The organism is Sporosarcina saromensis (assembly GCF_054901285.1).
Window position 1 is genome coordinate 682,713 of the sequence record NZ_CM142738.1, and the last position, 13,580, is coordinate 696,292.

Annotated in this window: 14 protein-coding genes, 1 rRNA gene and 1 other annotated feature; of the genes, 3 read left to right on the plus strand and 12 right to left on the minus strand. The window is 43.0% G+C overall.

Going from position 1 to position 13,580, the window contains the following annotated elements; genetic code table 11:
• Positions 1-42: 42 nt before the first annotated feature.
• Positions 43-555 (plus strand): hypothetical protein, encoded by a 513-nt coding sequence (locus tag ACVHUV_RS03295; RefSeq protein ID WP_462086106.1) that lies wholly within the window; start codon positions 43-45, stop codon positions 553-555.
• A gap of 80 nt (positions 556-635) precedes the next feature.
• Here ACVHUV_RS03295 and ACVHUV_RS03300 read toward each other — a convergent pair whose 3' ends face one another.
• The gene (locus tag ACVHUV_RS03300; protein ID WP_317946820.1) at positions 636-1,304 is read right to left on the minus strand and encodes a deoxynucleoside kinase; all 669 of its coding nucleotides are present in this window, start codon (positions 1,302-1,304) and stop codon (positions 636-638) included.
• Positions 1,301-1,936: a deoxynucleoside kinase gene (locus ACVHUV_RS03305; RefSeq protein ID WP_317946821.1), complete on the minus strand. Its 636-nt coding sequence runs from the start codon at positions 1,934-1,936 to the stop codon at positions 1,301-1,303. The genes ACVHUV_RS03300 and ACVHUV_RS03305 overlap by 4 nt, the downstream gene beginning before the upstream one ends.
• 192 nt (positions 1,937-2,128) lie before the next feature.
• On the opposite strand from ACVHUV_RS03305, the gene tadA reads away from it, so the two are divergent.
• Complete coding sequence (tadA, locus tag ACVHUV_RS03310; protein ID WP_462086107.1) at positions 2,129-2,629, plus strand: tRNA adenosine(34) deaminase TadA; 501 nt, start codon at positions 2,129-2,131, stop codon at positions 2,627-2,629.
• A gap of 28 nt (positions 2,630-2,657) precedes the next feature.
• On the opposite strand, the gene serS is transcribed toward tadA, so the two are convergent.
• The 5 genes from serS to pdxS all read right to left on the minus strand — a co-directional run bounded on the left by serS (position 2,658) and on the right by pdxS (position 6,697).
• Positions 2,658-3,932 carry a serine--tRNA ligase gene (serS, locus tag ACVHUV_RS03315; protein ID WP_371391853.1) on the minus strand — a complete coding sequence of 425 codons (1,275 nt, stop codon included), beginning with the start codon at positions 3,930-3,932 and terminating at the stop codon, positions 2,658-2,660.
• Between the two features lie 70 nt (positions 3,933-4,002).
• Positions 4,003-4,216, minus strand: a binding site (T-box leader).
• Between the two features lie 252 nt (positions 4,217-4,468).
• On the minus strand, positions 4,469-4,579 hold the full coding sequence (locus tag ACVHUV_RS03320) for a putative holin-like toxin (RefSeq protein WP_462086108.1): 111 nt from the start codon (positions 4,577-4,579) through the stop codon (positions 4,469-4,471).
• Between the two features lie 75 nt (positions 4,580-4,654).
• Complete coding sequence (locus ACVHUV_RS03325; RefSeq protein ID WP_462086109.1) at positions 4,655-5,245, minus strand: NUDIX hydrolase; 591 nt, start codon at positions 5,243-5,245, stop codon at positions 4,655-4,657.
• Positions 5,246-5,359: 114 nt separating this feature from the next.
• Positions 5,360-5,707 carry a DUF4288 domain-containing protein gene (locus ACVHUV_RS03330; RefSeq protein WP_462086110.1) on the minus strand — a complete coding sequence of 116 codons (348 nt, stop codon included), beginning with the start codon at positions 5,705-5,707 and terminating at the stop codon, positions 5,360-5,362.
• 123 nt (positions 5,708-5,830) lie between these two features.
• Positions 5,831-6,697, minus strand: a complete 867-nt coding sequence (gene pdxS / locus ACVHUV_RS03335) for a pyridoxal 5'-phosphate synthase lyase subunit PdxS (protein ID WP_462086111.1) — start codon at positions 6,695-6,697, stop codon at positions 5,831-5,833.
• A gap of 81 nt (positions 6,698-6,778) precedes the next feature.
• On the opposite strand from pdxS, the gene pdxR reads away from it, so the two are divergent.
• The gene (gene pdxR / locus ACVHUV_RS03340; RefSeq protein WP_462086112.1) at positions 6,779-8,182 is read left to right on the plus strand and encodes a MocR-like pyridoxine biosynthesis transcription factor PdxR; all 1,404 of its coding nucleotides are present in this window, start codon (positions 6,779-6,781) and stop codon (positions 8,180-8,182) included.
• 57 nt (positions 8,183-8,239) lie between these two features.
• Here pdxR and ACVHUV_RS03345 read toward each other — a convergent pair whose 3' ends face one another.
• The 5 genes from ACVHUV_RS03345 to rrf form a co-directional block, all read right to left on the minus strand.
• A complete protein-coding gene (locus ACVHUV_RS03345) occupies positions 8,240-9,583 on the minus strand; it encodes a serine hydrolase (protein WP_462086113.1) in 1,344 nt (447 codons plus the stop codon).
• Between the two features lie 146 nt (positions 9,584-9,729).
• Positions 9,730-11,196, minus strand: coding sequence for an IMP dehydrogenase (gene guaB / locus ACVHUV_RS03350; protein ID WP_462086114.1), 1,467 nt, complete (start codon positions 11,194-11,196; stop codon positions 9,730-9,732).
• A gap of 110 nt (positions 11,197-11,306) precedes the next feature.
• Positions 11,307-11,786 (minus strand): glutathione peroxidase, encoded by a 480-nt coding sequence (locus ACVHUV_RS03355; protein ID WP_462086115.1) that lies wholly within the window; start codon positions 11,784-11,786, stop codon positions 11,307-11,309.
• Between the two features lie 754 nt (positions 11,787-12,540).
• The gene (locus ACVHUV_RS03360; protein WP_462086116.1) at positions 12,541-12,792 is read right to left on the minus strand and encodes a hypothetical protein; all 252 of its coding nucleotides are present in this window, start codon (positions 12,790-12,792) and stop codon (positions 12,541-12,543) included.
• A 592-nt stretch (positions 12,793-13,384) separates the two neighbouring features.
• Positions 13,385-13,500: ribosomal RNA gene (rrf, locus tag ACVHUV_RS03365) — 5S ribosomal RNA — on the minus strand.
• Between the last annotated feature and the right edge of the window lie 80 nt (positions 13,501-13,580).

Below are 13,580 nucleotides of genomic sequence, written 5' to 3' on the forward strand. Positions count from 1 at the left end.
CAATTACACCTCAAGCTAGGCAAAAAGGAGATGAAGAACCTCTTGAAAAAGAAGTACAAAGTTCTTTTAGTTAGTTCGATAATAGCAAACATTGTATTCGTCATTGCGCTCGTCTGGGGGTATTTAACCGTTAATTTGATGAATGAACAGCTCTTTTACACGGAAGTTCAGTATAAGCTTGTAGAATTGGACGGGTTGATTGAACAACAAAAAGAAAATAATTGGTCTGAACCCAATTTAGTTACGACACAATTGAGTGCCGTGTTAAATGGTATCGAGGTGGCCACAAGCAGTGCCAAATATGCAAAATGGATTTCTAACGAGGAGAGGTTGCTAATGGAGCATCTTTACGCTGCACTGGCAAGGTATCCGCATGATGAATTGTATACATTCAGTGATGTGTCTGAAAGTGATAGAGAGGACTTTGAAGCATTGCAAGCAGAGTTACAAAACATCGGAATCGGCATGAACATGACGATGTCAAATGATTGGAAAACGTTTATTGACAAAGTGGAGACGTTCGTGAAGGAACTACAACGGATCTCGTCTTTATAGAAGATGAATTACACACGCTATCAACAAAAAAACGTGTAAAATCAAGATTTCTCCCTTGATTTCACACGGTTTTATTGTCCCTACTTCTTCAATCCCGCCGACAAGTTCAACATATTACCAATCCGCTCTACAATCGCTTCCACTTCTTCAGGGTTTGCTTTTAAATCGTAATCGGTAATATCTATTCTTAAGACCGGACAAGAATTAAACGAATCAATCCATTCTACATACCTACTATGCAGCTCTTCCCAGTAAGAAAGCGGTGTATCTTGTTCCATTTCGCGTCCGCGCTCTTGGATACGCGCAAGAATCGTTTCAAATGGCCCATCCAAATAGACAAGTAAATCAGGATGTGGGAAATATGGCGTCATGACCATTGCGTCGAACAACTTCGTATATGTATCGTAATCGACTGGATCCATCGTCCCTTTATCTTTATGCATTTTCGCAAAAATCCCCGTATCTTCGTAGATCGAGCGATCTTGTATGAAGCCGCCGCCATACTCGAAAATCCGCTTTTGCTCCTTGAACCTTTCAGCTAAGAAATAAATCTGCAGATGGAAACTCCACTGCTCAAAATTATCATAAAACCGGTCTAAATAGGGATTTTCATCGACATTTTCTAAAGATGTACGGAAATCCAAAGCGTTCGCCAACGCGTTCGTCATCGTCGACTTACCCGCTCCAACTGTTCCGGCAATTGTGATGACCGCGTTTTTCGGAATGCCGTATTTTTCACGTAAATTCATTGCTTTGCTCCTTTTCGTATCGTCTCATCAACTTTGCTTAAAATAAATTGCAAATCGCCTGCATCATTCACAAAATCGATTTCGTCCCCATTGAAGCGTAGGACAGGTATATCTGGATGAGCCGCTTCAAAGTTTGAAATGAACACTTCGTAGTCAGCCGATAATTGTTGCAAATAAGCAGGATCAATTTTCTTCTCAAAATCTCTCCCTCTCATTTCAATCCGCTTCATAAGCGTATCCAGAGATGCATGAAGATAAATAATAACATTCGGAGCAGGCTTGTCCCTCGTTAAAATATGATAGATCTCTTCATATTTTTTATATTCTTCCGCAGGTAATGTACGTTGCGCGAAGATCAAGTTCTTAAATACATGATAATCCGCCACAACTGGCTGCTCGTTGCTAAGGTATTTCTTTTGAATATCGCCCAGTTGCTTATATCGATTACAGAGAAAGTACATTTCGGTTTGGAAACTCCATTCCGCAATATCATCATAAAATTTATTCAAAAATGGATTTTCATCCACGATTTCACGTAACTGGTGGAACTGTTGTGCTTCAGCGATCGCTTTTGAGAGAGTTGTTTTCCCGACACCAATCGGCCCCTCAACCGTAATAAACGGAACAGACATTACAATGCTCTCCTTTAATTCGTCAATTTCTGCACTTTATTTTACCATATAGGGGTTGTGAAACATAGAGCGTTTCCAGTTCTATTACAAGTCCGCTGTACAATGGTTCGGAATCGTTCTATGATCCCAGCAACATTTCCGTTCAAGTTTTGAATAAAAGGATGGTACACTACATACGAGGAGCGATGACAGATGGATGAGTGGACGACAGATCAACATTTCATGCAATTAGCAATAGAAGAAGCGCAGAAAGCTGAGGCATTAGGGGAAGTTCCGATTGGAGCCGTCATTGTAAAAGACGGCGTAGTCATTGCGCGTTCCCATAATTTGCGAGAAAACTCTCAAAATGCCGTCACCCATGCGGAACTGATGGCAATACAAGATGCATGTGCAACAGTTGGCAGTTGGCGGTTGGAAGAGACCACATTATATGTCACGCTTGAACCGTGCCCGATGTGCGCAGGTGCTATTCTTCAGTCTCGAATACCGCGTGTTGTCTATGGCGCACGTGATCCAAAAGGCGGTTGTGTCGATTCTTTTTATCGTTTATTGAATGACCCTCGGCTTAACCACGTGTGTGAAGTGACAGAAGGCGTGCTAGCAGAGCAATGCGGGGACATGCTGACCCAATTTTTCCGTGCATTGCGGGACAAGAAAAAAGCACAAAAAAAGGCGATGCGGGAAGTCGATTGAACTTCCGCATTGCCTTTTACTGTTATTCTTATCGGATGACTTCTTTGCCACCCATGTACGGACGTAATACTTCAGGAACGACAACAGAGCCGTCTTCCTGTTGGTAATTTTCAAGGATAGCAGCGACAGTACGCCCGACTGCAAGGCCACTTCCATTCAATGTATGAACGAATTCAGGTTTCGCGCCTTGCTCGCGACGGAAACGAATGGACGCACGTCTCGCTTGGAAATCTTCAAAGTTTGAACAAGAAGAAATTTCACGGTACGTCTCTTGCGTCGGAATCCAAACTTCAATATCGTATTTTTTCGCAGCTGTGAACCCAAGATCCGCTGTACACATTTTTAGGACACGGTATGGCAAGCCAAGTAGTTGCAATACTTTTTCTGCGTGGCCTGTCAGTTTTTCCAATTCATCATAAGAATCTTCTGGCTTCACAAAACGGACGAGCTCGACTTTATTGAACTGATGCTGGCGAATTAATCCACGTGTATCCCGGCCTGCAGAACCTGCCTCTGAACGGAAGTTTGTGCTGTACGCTGTAAACGCCACAGGCAATTGAGCGCCATCCAGAATCTCATCGCGATAGAAGTTCGTTACAGGCACTTCAGACGTTGGGATTAAGAAATAATCCTCTTCCTGAATGAGGAACGCATCTTCTTCAAACTTTGGCAATTGACCCGTACCCGTCAAGCTTGTGCGGTTGACCATGTATGGTGGAAGCATTTCTTCATACCCGTGTTCATCCGCATGTAAATCCAACATGAAACTGATTAACGCTCGCTCAAGACGAGCACCTAACCCACGATAGAACACGAAACGGCTTCCCGCCACTTTCGCTGCACGTTCAAAATCAAGCAAATTCAAGTCTGTTCCAATTTCCCAATGTGGCTTTGGTTCAAATCCGAATTCCGGTTTCTCACCCCACGTACGAACCTCCACGTTGTCGTCTTCACTGTCGCCGACAGGAACACTTTCATGCGGAATGTTTGGGATGCGCATCATGACATAATTCAAATCTTCTTCGACTTGATGCAATTGCTCATCAAGCGCTTTAATCTCATCTCCCACTTCACGCATACGAGCGATTGTCTCATCCGCATTTTCCTTATTGCGTTTCATTTGTGCCACTTTTTGAGATACTTCATTGCGTTCTGCCTTCAGCACTTCCACTTTCGCAATCAATTCTCTCCGTTTTTCATCGAGACCGACGAACTTATCTAAGTCCGTCAAATCTTCTCCGCGTTTCGCCAGCTTTTCTTTTACGCCATCGAAATCTGCACGTAACTTCTTAATATCCAACATCGTTTATTCCTCCTCTAAATGTAGTGTTGACGACAATCTTCAGACACAAAAAAAGCCCTCCATCCCCTATAATAGGGACGAGAACTACCCGCGTTGCCACCCAAATTGACCAGCCGTAAAGCTGATCCACTCGTTGAAATAACGGTTCAATGTCCGGCTAGGCCTACTATTCGTTCAACCCGGCTACTCAGGGACGGATTCACAAGTGTCTTTACCAGCTTTCACCACCCGCTGGCTCTCTACAAAAAAACATACTTGCTACTACTTCCCATCATCGTCTGATGTATGAAATTAACATTACTGTACTACATACTGAATGTTTTAGCAACAAAAGACTAACACAATTATTTATAGCGGTTAAACAAGTGTAATATCAGCATAATTGTGGTAATGTGAAGATATACTAAAAAAGACCGGGTGCTGCTAACACCCAGTCTGTGCAGCTGACATCCGCATGAAGTGCGGTTGGCCTGTAATACGAGAGTTTTTACAAAAGAGTAACTACCCTGCATACTTTGGACGTTTGCGGAGGGTGGTTACTTTTTTCTATTGATGAATAGAGCAATTATCGCTACAATGGCTGCTGCCGCTGCTGCGAGAAACATTCCAAATTGGAATAGCATGTTCATTGCGTCATAAGTCACCATATAAACACCCCCTTTTCTCAGGGAGTGCCAACCGCCCATCCGCTTAATGTAGCTGCTTATCCTATTCTAACATTTTTATAGATTCGTTTGATGTTCCAACATCTCTGCAACCTTGTGAAAGTACCCTGTTTCATGTGGAACAAAATCATTGAGAGTTATTTCCGATAATGTTCCGTCCCTCAAGTTCTTACACGTAACGACTTTGCATTCATTCCGAAACAATGCTTTGATTTCGCTAATTCCAACCGTATAAATTCCTTCTACTTCCTCATCTTGCAATGAAAAATCCGTCGGTGAAAAAGTTGATTTATACAAGAATACATTCGTAAATTCCTTATCGATAAATCCTGACAATCTAATAACATCTAGAATCACACCTGCCTTCACCAACTTTGCAGGATCTACGTTAATCCCCAACTCTTCCTCAACTTCGCGTGTTCCGTCCGTTACATTTTCAGTCGCAAGCAAATGTCCCGCCGCAGTAATATCAAATAAACCCGGGAAGTCTTTCTTCTTTGAACTTCTCTTTTGAATATACACATCCGTTTCATCCATCAACCAACAATGAAAAGTCTCATGCCATAAACCTTTTTCATGGACATTCTCTCTCGTCTCCTCACCAATATATCGATAGTCTACATCAAATACTTTTAGTTGTTCCGTCATGCGATAACCTCCTGTCTCCATGTAGAATACCAGACCTGCAGTTGACTGACGGGTAACTACCTCATTGCCCGTCTCTATATGCATGTAATAAACGAACATTCTCCGTACAATCTATCATTTATCCAACGAATAATTCCGAATCACTTCTTCCGATGTCGTCCCCGGTTCTACTAGTATATATCGGCTATACACTTCCTTAAAGTCAATGTCCCCTTCTATGTTATCGACTAATTCAAAACAATCCAAGACCGTTACAAATCGCCATGTCGTCGTTCCACCTGCCGCATTTTCATACGTAAGTTGTTCATACTGTCCGATGACACGTTGCCTCGCATGATCTTTCTCATCCGCCTTCACTAAAACAATCACTTCTTCAAAAACGTCTTCGTCATCACCGAATTTGAGCGTGTCCTTTGAGTTAATCGATTGCAATAAATATTTTACTGAGAAAATCTTCTTCATACCCCTCAGCCTCCCACACTTTACTACCTTTACGGCTACTCACAAAAAAAGATTCAAGAAAAGCCAGAGCAACAACTACTTGCTCCAGCCTTTCTTGAACATACAGTCCCCATTTGCTTAACCTTACACGCCACGCCCAGCCATCAATTCACTTTCCGCCAATTTGCTAATTTCAAGTCCCTTCATTGGGGTTCCGATATCTTTCGACAAATCTGCAATGAGCGGATAGTTTCTAAAATCTTCTGTCGCCATAACAATTGCACGTGCGAAACGTTCAGGATGATCCGATTTAAAAATGCCCGATCCGACGAAGACGCCATCTGCACCTAGTTCCATCATCAATGCTGCATCAGCAGGAGTTGCAACCCCGCCTGCCGCATAATTAATAACTGGCAGACGTTTTGCTTCACGGATCGCAAGTAATATCTCATAAGGAGCACCTAAATCACGCGCTTCCACCATCAATTCATCATTATTCATATGAATGACCTTATTCACTTGCGCATTCACCATACGAAGATGTCGAACTGCTTCTACGATATTCCCCGTTCCAGGCTCCCCTTTCGTTCGGAGCATTTTTGCACCCTCGCCTAGTCGACGTGCGGCTTCACCAAGATTGCGTGCTCCACAGACAAATGGAACTTGATAGTCGCTCTTCAATAAATGGAACTCTTCGTCTGCAGGTGTGAGTACTTCACTTTCATCGATATAGTCGACACCCATCGCTTCCAAGACGCGTGCTTCAGAAATATGACCAATACGCACCTTCGCCATGACAGGAATCGAAACCGCCTTTTGAACTTCTTCCACGATACGTGGATCCGCCATCCTTGCCACACCACCTGCCGCACGAATATCAGACGGGACACGTTCAAGTGCCATTACTGCAATTGCACCTGCCGCCTCTGCCACTTTTGCCTGCTCTGCATTAATAACATCCATAATGACGCCACCATATGTAAATTCCATAAATCCCTTCCCCCTTTTCATATTTTTCAGTATACTAGATTATGACCATATAGAAATACTCAGTTTAACACTATTTAAAGTGGTCAGATAGAGGTTGATCAAATGGATATGCTGTTAATTAAATTAAATAAAGAAAATAACATTCCGTTATATGAACAGATTTACGAACAAATTCGGGAAGGGATTATCGAAGGCAAGTTAGTTGTAGGAGAAAAACTGCCGTCTAAACGAAAGCTTGGAGAGTTCTTAGATGTCAGTCAAACGACAATTGAGCTATCGTATGGGCAACTCGTTGCAGAAGGTTTTATTACATCGAAACCACGAAGAGGCTATTTTGTGCAGGAAATTGGAGAGTTAGCATATGTTCGACCGGTTGAGCAAGCTTTGACGAACGTACAGCAACGTCAAAAAGAACTAGTCATTGATTTTTCACCTGGGAAGATTGATACGGCGTATTTTCCATTCACACAGTGGCGAAAATATGCCAAGGATGTCATCGATGAATCGGCACAGCACCTTTTATTGCTTGGCCATCCACACGGGGATCTAGAACTTCGACAAGAGATTGCGAGGTATTTGTATCACTCCCGAGGGGTCGATTGCACGCCTGAACAAATTATTGTCGGTTCAGGTACCGAACAACTCATGCCGTTGCTCATCCGCCTTTTAGGTCCAGACGCAACGTATGCCATTGAGGATCCAGGCTATCCGCTTACACATCATGTGTTCGTTCATAATAACCGGGAAGCAATACCGATTGCTGTAGATGAAGAAGGAATGGACGTACAAGCGTTACAACGATCATCTGCAACAGTCGCCTACGTTACCCCTTCCCATCAATTTCCGACCGGCACAGTGCTTTCTGCAGGACGTAGAACTGCCTTATTGAATTGGGCATCCTCAAATGAGCATCATTTCATCATTGAAGATGATTACGATAGTGAATTCCGTTACACTGGCCGCCCAATACCGTCGTTGCAAGGCATGGACAAAGCGGACAATGTCATTTACATCAGTACGTTTTCAAAATCACTCATGCCTTCTTTGCGAATCGCGTACATGGTGCTACCACAAATATTGCTGGAGAACTATGAAAAAGCATTCATCCACTATTCGTCCACTGTCCCGCGACTTGACCAACATACAATCGCGCGGTTCATGGCGGATGGTCATTTCTCGAAACATTTGAACCGTATGCGGAAAGTGTACAAGCGGAAATTGCAGTTATTAACCGATGCGCTCCAACAATATGCTCCTCATATTTCCTATTCAGGAGATGAAGCAGGTATGCACATCCTCATCAATGTCCATACCGGAATGGATGAACAAACGTTAGAAAAAGCTGCGCTCATGAAAGGCATCCGTGTTTACGGTTTACGAGCATACCGGACGGCAACAACAAGCGATACCCCTTCCTTCCTAATTGGCTTTGGCGGATTGACAGATACGGACATATGCAGTGCCGTTGAACAACTAATGAACGCTTGGCACATCAAACGTTGTTAGTCTTTAATCAAAAAAACCGCATGGAACGCATTTAGATTCCACGCGGTTTTCTTATCATCAATCAAACAAACCTTTAACAAAGCCAGTCGCACTATCCCAAATGCCGACGAAGAAATCACCAATTGCACTCATCGCAAGTGAAAACCAACCAGCTTTCTCTACATCTTCTGTGACAACGACTTCCATGCCCATATCATTGGCGTTAATGTAGCCATAGTCCTCGCCCTCTTTTTTAACGATATTGACATGGCCTACAACTGTTCCTTTTTTAATCGGCGCTTCAAGTGCACCATCTTTAAGCAATGATTCATCCAGTACCAATTGTGGTTCATACAGATCTTTTTCACTCGATTTGATCATCGATTGAATGGAATCCTTCACTTCAATTGCTACAGTCTTCTCTTTTCCTTTATGCACATCTAGCGTTTTTTGGTCTTTAAACTGATAACCAGCTGGCAGCAATTCCTCTTCTGAGAATTGACTAAACCCATAGTCAAACAATGCACGTGTCGCGTCAAATCTTGCTTTGTACGAACCAACACCATTGGCATCCACAGCTTTCATGACAACCGCAATTACACGCTTGTCACCCCGTTTTGCAGTACCTGTAAAACAATGCCCTGCAAAGTCAGTAGTACCCGTTTTCAAACCGTCTACACCTTCATAGGCGTACACAAACCCTGGAAGCATGAAGTTCCAGTTGTCCATCTTAATTTCATCCGTCGTACCTTCACGGAATTTTTTGGTATTGATTTTTGTCGTTTCCAACACTTCTGGATAATCTTTCATTAAGTGGTATGCAAGGCGTGCCACAGATTTTGCCGGCATGACATTCTCATCATTCGGTCCTGTTCCTTGCGGATGCATCCCTTGTAAGTATTCGTTGTTCAAGCCCGTTGAATTTACAAATTTATAGTCCTTTAAACCAAGTTCTTTTGCTTTTTCGTCCATTAATTTCAAGAACTCTGTTTCTGTCCCTGCAATCGTTTCAGCAATTGCAATCGTCGCAGCATTTGCCGAGTAAATCGCTAACGCTTCATACAACTCACGGATTGTATACGAACCATCTCTACGGAGCGGTACATTACTCAGTCGTCTGTCTTGAGAAACTGCATATGTATAGTCCGTTACTCTGTATTCTTGGTCCCAACTAATTTTTCCTTCTTCGATTGCTTCAAATAGAAGGTATTCCGTCATCATTTTTGACATACTTGCAATGCCGAGTGGTGTGTCTGCATTTTCTTCGTATAAAATCTTACCACTGTCCGCGTCAATTAAGATGGCACCATCAACATGAATGCCTAGTGTCGTTTCTGCTTGTGCAGGCGCGCTATTGATCGTCATCATGAAGACAACTGGTATGATCAGTAAAGCAACCCATTTTCTCATTTCCCGTTTCACCCAACTACCTCCGTCATTGCATTTTTCCACTTCATATTTTATCACAAGATGAACTCTTTTAGGGACTCCTCTAAAAAAAGCACCTTTTCGCTCATATCATGACGGCTGAAAAGGTGCTGAAGTTTCATATGAATACTTCCAATTTATTATGAAATCGAGTAATTCGGCGCTTCTTTTGTAATATGAACTTGATGAGGATGACTTTCACGAAGCCCCGCACCCGTCATACGAATAAATTGCGCTTTTTCACGTAAATCATGTAGATCCTTCGTTCCGCAATACCCCATACCTGCACGAATCCCACCAACTAATTGATGGATCGAATCAGAAAGAGGCCCTTTGTACGGCATACGACCTTCAATTCCTTCTGGTACAAGTTTTTTCGCATCTTCTTGGAAATAACGATCTTTTGAACCATGCTCCATCGCCCCAACAGAACCCATACCGCGGTACACTTTAAAACGTCTACCTTGGAAAATCTCTGTATCGCCAGGGCTTTCAGTCGTACCTGCTAGCAAACTACCGAGCATCACAACATGTCCACCTGCAGCAAGAGCTTTTACAATATCGCCCGAGTATTTAATTCCACCGTCTGCAATAATCGTTTTGCCATGCTTACGTGCTTCAGAAGCACACTCGTAAACAGCTGTAATTTGTGGTACACCTACACCCGCAACAACGCGAGTCGTACAAATTGATCCAGGACCAATACCGACTTTTACGACATCTGCTCCTGCTTCATAGAGTGCCGCCGTTGCTTCAGCCGTTGCAACGTTTCCAGCGATAATATCCAAATCTGGATAAGCCTTTCGAATTTGTGCAACAGTCTCAAGCACTCCTTTGGAATGACCATGCGCTGTATCAATGACGATAACATCTACTTCAGCCGCAACAAGCTTCTGTACACGTACCAACGTATCCGACGTTACACCTACAGCTGCCCCTACAAGTAGGCGACCTTGCTGATCTTTTGCCGCATTCGGAAACTCAATGACTTTTTCAATGTCTTTGATTGTAATTAAACCTGTCAAAATCCCTTGCTCATCGACAATCGGCAATTTTTCGATTTTATACTTCTGCAAAATCTTCTCTGCATCCTCTAACGTCGTGCCAACAGGAGCCGTCACAAGATTATCCTTCGTCATGACATCATTAATTGTCATTGAATAATCTTGAATGAAACGCAAATCACGATTCGTTAAAATCCCGACCAATTTTCGCTCGTCCATATTGTTAACAATAGGCACACCCGAAATACGATACTTGCCCATCAAATGTTCAGCATCGAAAACTTGGTGTTCCGGCGTCAGGAAGAAAGGATTAGTAATAACACCATTCTCAGATCGCTTAACCGTTACAACTTGCTCTGCTTGCTCTTCAATGCTCATGTTCTTATGAATAATCCCTAATCCACCTTGACGAGCCATCGCAATCGCCATTTTCGCCTCAGTAACAGTATCCATCCCTGCACTGATAATCGGAATGTTCAACGTCATTTTCTCTGTCAACTTAACAGATAGGGACACATCCTTCGGCAACACTTCAGAAGCACCAGGCACAAGTAAAACATCGTCAAAGGTTAATCCCTCGCGAGTAAATTTAGTTTCCCACATATCGTTTCCTCCTAGTATGAACTTAGTCTACACGTGAATATTATTAAAAGGTTATCAGCGGCAATCAGACGTGTCAAGGAGGCCCTAATAAGAAAAATAATTCCTATTATTCACTGAATGTACTTATCAATTACTGCTCTCATTTTATCCGGGGACGTTTGCGGAGCAAAACGATCCACAACATTTCCTTCGCGGTCAATTAAGAACTTCGTAAAGTTCCACTTAATCCCTTCCGTCAACAATCCCTTCTTCTCACTCGTTAAGAAAGCAAATAACGGAGCAGCATGCTCCCCCTTCACATCCACCTTCTTAAACATCGGAAACGTCACACCATAATTCCGCTCACAAAACGCCAACGTCTCATCCATCGAATCGAACTCCTGATTATTGAAGTTATCTGAAGGAAACCCAAGAATCACAAGTCCTTTATCCCGATAATCATCGTAAATCTGCTGCAACTCTTTAAACTGATCCGTAAACCCACATTTACTAGCCGTATTCACGACAACAATTACAGAACCTTCATAGTCCTTTAGAGACTGCAGCGTCCCATCCGGTTTTTCCACCGAAAAATCATATACCCTAGCCATACTTATCATTTCCTCTCTTCTCTCTTATTAATCAACAATAATTCAACTTGAAACGCATTGCAAAAAATACCTTTTGAATGATTTAAGAGAGGATTCCAATAGCCGGGATTTTGCGGGGAATGCAACGAATAGCGAGTTCTTACCAAGTATGTAGCATTTCGAGCAAGGATGCCGGGATATGCACCAGTATGCGGCGATTTAAGCCAGTATGCGGTGATTTGCACAAGTATGCGACGGTTTCAGCCAGTATGCTGTGATTTGCACAAGTATGCGGCGTTTTCAACCAGAATGCTGTGATTTACACAGGTATGCGGCGATTTCAGCCAGTATGCGGTGATCTTCACAAGTATGCGGCGATTTCAGCCAGTATGCTGTAATCTGCACAAGTATGCGCCGATTTCAGCCAGTATGCTGTAATCTGCACAAGTATGCGCCGATTTCAGCCAGTATGCTGTGATTTGCACAAGTATGCGCCGATTTCAGCCAGTATGCTGTGATCTGCACAAGTATGCGCCGATTTCAGCCAGTATGCGGTGATTTGCACAAGTATTCGGCGATTTCAGCCAGTATGCTGTAATCTGCACAAGTATGCGGCGATTTAAGACAGTATGCGGTGATCTGCACAAGTATGCGGCGTTTTCAACCAGTATGCTGTGATTTGCACAAGTATGCGGCGATTTCAACTAGTATGCGGTGATCTGCACAAGTATGTAGCATTTCGAGCAGTACGCTTCATTGAACGTTAACGAACCTGCTAATCAATTTGAAGTGAATAATCCTTTTTGAATAAATAACCGCGGGAGATATCTTCAATTAAACAATTCTCATCGCGCCAAATGGGTTTTGACACTTTAACGGGGTGCTTGTGGAGGGAAACTGTAGATCCGTAGCCAATTGTCGTAAATACAATAAGACATGCAATCATAACAACGCATACTTCGGCAAAACGCTGCATAAACTTCTCAATCGCAGCATACTTCCCGTAAACGGCGCATAAACGCTTCATTCGCGGCATATTCTCCCCAAACTCCGCATAAGTAACTACTGAGGAATATAAAAATAACGATGTTTCATTTACCGCTCTATTTCAGTTGAATAATGACGATTAGCTTTTTTGTAGAATAAATAATACAGCGCCAAATGGGTTTTGACACTTTAACGGGGTGCTTTTGGAGAGAAACTGTAGATCACTAGCCAATTGTCGTAAAGAGAATAAGATATGTACTCTTAACAACGCATACTTCGGCCAAACGCCGCATAAATTTCTCAATCACAGCATACTTTTCCAAAACGGCGCATACTCCCCGTAAACGGCTCATAAACGCTTCATTCGCGGCATATTCTCCCCAAACGCCGCATAAATACCAAGAACTCAGATTAATCTCCTTAAAAACAGCCTCACCTAAAATTACCCCTTAGTTTGTCAAGTGCATCTATCGCGACAAGCATGACAACGATGGAAAGCCCTCCGCGGAACAAGCAATCAACGCATTTCTCACATGAAATACTGCTTTCCTGTATCATCCTCGCAAGTTCTACCATTCGTTCTAAGATCCTGAAAACACAAAAAAAACCACCCCCCACAGGGGATGGCCTTTGCCCGGCGACGTCCTACTCTCACAGGGGGAAGCCCCCTACTACCATCGGCGCTGAAGAGCTTAACTTCCGTGTTCGGTATGGGAACGGGTGTGACCTCTTCGCCATCGTCACCAGACAATTAAACGAATCTTGTTCGTTCAAAACTGAATAAAACCAACATTGTTGCTAAACACAAGTTCAACCATACTTAATTAA